Source organism: Malikia granosa, from assembly GCF_002980595.1.
Taxonomy (GTDB): domain Bacteria; phylum Pseudomonadota; class Gammaproteobacteria; order Burkholderiales; family Burkholderiaceae_C; genus Malikia; species Malikia granosa.
In genome coordinates this window covers 2,501-5,818 of sequence record NZ_PVLQ01000074.1, presented here as the reverse complement: position 1 = coordinate 5,818, position 3,318 = coordinate 2,501, and the positions used below count along the sequence as shown (strand labels likewise).

The window sequence follows — 3,318 nt, the reverse complement described above, 5'->3', positions numbered from 1 at the left end:
GCATAAGAGCCTGACGATGACCTACTTTCACACAGGGATCTGCACTATCATCGGCGCGAAGTCGTTTCACGGTCCTGTTCGGGATGGGAAGGAGTGGGACCAACTTGCTATGGTCGTCAGGCATAACGGGTTGCTGGGCTGACCGTGTTGGGGTCAGCGCAGCGAATTCATAGAGTCGATATTGTATCAGCGTCCAGCCTGTGGGGCTGTGCATTTTGATGGCGTCTGGCGTGTTCAATCTTGAGGGGTTTCGTGATCGGTATCGGGTTGGATACGGATAACGCACATTCCTGATGGATGTGTATCTTGATGTCTATCAAAGTTATAGGGTCAAGCCGCACGGGCAATTAGTACTGGTTAGCTTAATGCATTGCTGCACTTCCACACCCAGCCTATCAACGTCGTGGTCTACAACGACCCTTCAGGGGGCTCAAGGCCCCGGCAGATCTCATCTTGGAACGAGTTTCCCGCTTAGATGCTTTCAGCGGTTATCTCTTCCACACATAGCTACCCGGCGATGCCACTGGCGTGACAACCGGTACACCAGAGGTGTGTCCACTCCGGTCCTCTCGTACTAGGAGCAGGCTTCCTCAAATCTGCAGCGCCCACGGAAGATAGGGACCAAACTGTCTCACGACGTTTTAAACCCAGCTCACGTACCTCTTTAAATGGCGAACAGCCATACCCTTGGGACCGGCTACAGCCCCAGGATGAGATGAGCCGACATCGAGGTGCCAAACACCGCCGTCGATATGAACTCTTGGGCGGTATCAGCCTGTTATCCCCAGAGTACCTTTTATCCGTTGAGCGATGGCCCTTCCATACAGAACCACCGGATCACTATGTCCTGCTTTCGCATCTGCTCGACTTGTCAGTCTCGCAGTTAAGCACGCTTATGCCATTGCACTATCGTCACGATGTCCGACCGTAACTAGCGTACCTTCGAACTCCTCCGTTACGCTTTGGGAGGAGACCGCCCCAGTCAAACTGCCTACCATGCACTGTCCCCGATCCCGATAAGGGACCTAGGTTAGAACCTCAAACGCACCAGGGTGGTATTTCAACGTCGGCTCCACCAAGACTAGCGTCCTGGCTTCAAAGCCTCCCACCTATCCTACACAGATCCGTTCAAAGTCCAATACAAAGCTACAGTAAAGGTTCATGGGGTCTTTCCGTCTTTCCGCGGGGAGATTGCATCATCACAAACATTTCAACTTCGCTGAGTCTCGGGAGGAGACAGTGTGGCCATCGTTACGCCATTCGTGCAGGTCGGAACTTACCCGACAAGGAATTTCGCTACCTTAGGACCGTTATAGTTACGGCCGCCGTTTACCGGGACTTCGATCAAGAGCTTGCACCCCATCAATTAATCTTCCGGCACCGGGCAGGCGTCACACCCTATACGTCCACTTTCGTGTTTGCAGAGTGCTGTGTTTTTAGTAAACAGTCGCAGCCACCTATTTTTTGCAACCCATTCGCGCTTCGTTGTTCACTACACGCTACTAGGGCACACCTTCTTCCGAAGTTACGGTGTCAATTTGCCGAGTTCCTTCTCCCGAGTTCTCTCAAGCGCCTGAGAATACTCATCTCGCGCACCAGTGTCGGTTTGCGGTACGGTCGATTACAAGCTGAAGCTTAGTGGCTTTTCCTGGGACCCCGTTTGGTTACTTCGCGAACAAGTTCGCTCGATCGACAGCCTCGGTATATGAGAGCCGGATTTGCCTAACTCTCGCCTACTTCTGTCTAAACCGGCACTTCCAACCGCCGGATAACCTATTAAGATCCGTCCCCACATCGCACTTGTAATCGGTGCAGGAATATTGACCTGCTTCCCATCAGCTACGCATCTCTGCCTCGCCTTAGGGGCCGACTTACCCTACGCCGATGAACGTTGCGTAGGAAACCTTGCGCTTACGGCGAGCGGGCTTTTCACCCGCTTTAACGCTACTCATGTCAGCATTCGCACTTCTGATACCTCCAGCAGCCTTTACAAGCCACCTTCACAGGCTTACAGAACGCTCTCCTACCACGCACAGTAAACTGTGCATCCGCAGCTTCGGTAACTGGCTTGAGCCCCGTTACATCTTCCGCGCAGGACGACTCGATCAGTGAGCTATTACGCTTTCTTTAAATGATGGCTGCTTCTAAGCCAACATCCTGACTGTTTTAGCCTTCCCACTTCGTTTCCCACTTAGCCAATTTTAGGGACCTTAGCTGGCGGTCTGGGTTGTTTCCCTCTTGAGTCCGGACGTTAGCACCCGGTGCTCTGTCTCCCAAGCTGTACTCAACGGTATTCGGAGTTTGCCTTGGTTTGGTAAGTCGCCATGACCCCCTAGCCAAAACAGTGCTCTACCCCCGTCGGTAATACTTGAGGCACTACCTAAATAGTTTTCGGAGAGAACCAGCTATTTCCAAGTTTGTTTAGCCTTTCACCCCTATCCACAGCTCATCCCCTAGTTTTGCAACACTAGTGGGTTCGGACCTCCAGTACCTGTTACGGCACCTTCATCCTGGCCATGGATAGATCACTTGGTTTCGGGTCTACACCCAGCGACTAGGACGCCCTATTCGGACTCGATTTCTCTTCGCCTCCCCTATTCGGTTAAGCTTGCCACTGAATGTAAGTCGCTGACCCATTATACAAAAGGTACGCCGTCACCCCTAAGGGCTCCGACTTTTTGTAAGCATGCGGTTTCAGGATCTATTTCACTCCCCTCCCGGGGTTCTTTTCGCCTTTCCCTCACGGTACTTGTTCACTATCGGTCGATGATGAGTATTTAGCCTTGGAGGATGGTCCCCCCATGTTCAGACAGGATTACACGTGTCCCGCCCTACTTGTCGCTAGCTCAGTACCACACAGGTCTTTTCACATACGGGGCTATCACCCACTATGGCCGCCATTTCCAGGGCGTTTTGTTAAGTCTTGTGCTATCACTAGCAGGCTCTTCCAATTTCGCTCGCCACTACTTTCGGAATCTCGGTTGATGTCTTTTCCTCGAGCTACTTAGATGTTTCAGTTCACTCGGTTCGCCTCGCACACCTATGTATTCAGTGTGCGATACCTGTTACCAGGTGGGTTCCCCCATTCGGAAATCTCCGGATCAAAGCTCATTTGCCAGCTCCCCGAAGCTTATCGCAGGCTATCACGTCCTTCTTCGCCTATCATCGCCAAGGCATCCACCACATGCTCTTATTCACTTGACCCTATAACTTTGACGGCTCCTACAGTCTCCTGCAAGAACCCTCGCCACCACAGTATCAAGGAATGTTTGTCAGGTCTCTCACCTGACGCGTTATGCCGTATTCAACTCGATTTGA

The 3,318-nt window shown here is 52.1% G+C and carries 2 rRNA genes; both read right to left on the bottom strand.

Annotated features, from left to right (window positions below):
* Window positions 1–8 precede the first annotated feature (8 nt).
* A 5S ribosomal RNA gene (rrf, locus tag C6P64_RS15100) occupies window positions 9–121 on the bottom strand.
* Window positions 122–326: 205 nt separating this feature from the next.
* Window positions 327–3,204, bottom strand: a 23S ribosomal RNA gene (locus tag C6P64_RS15095).
* Between the last annotated feature and the right edge of the window lie 114 nt (window positions 3,205–3,318).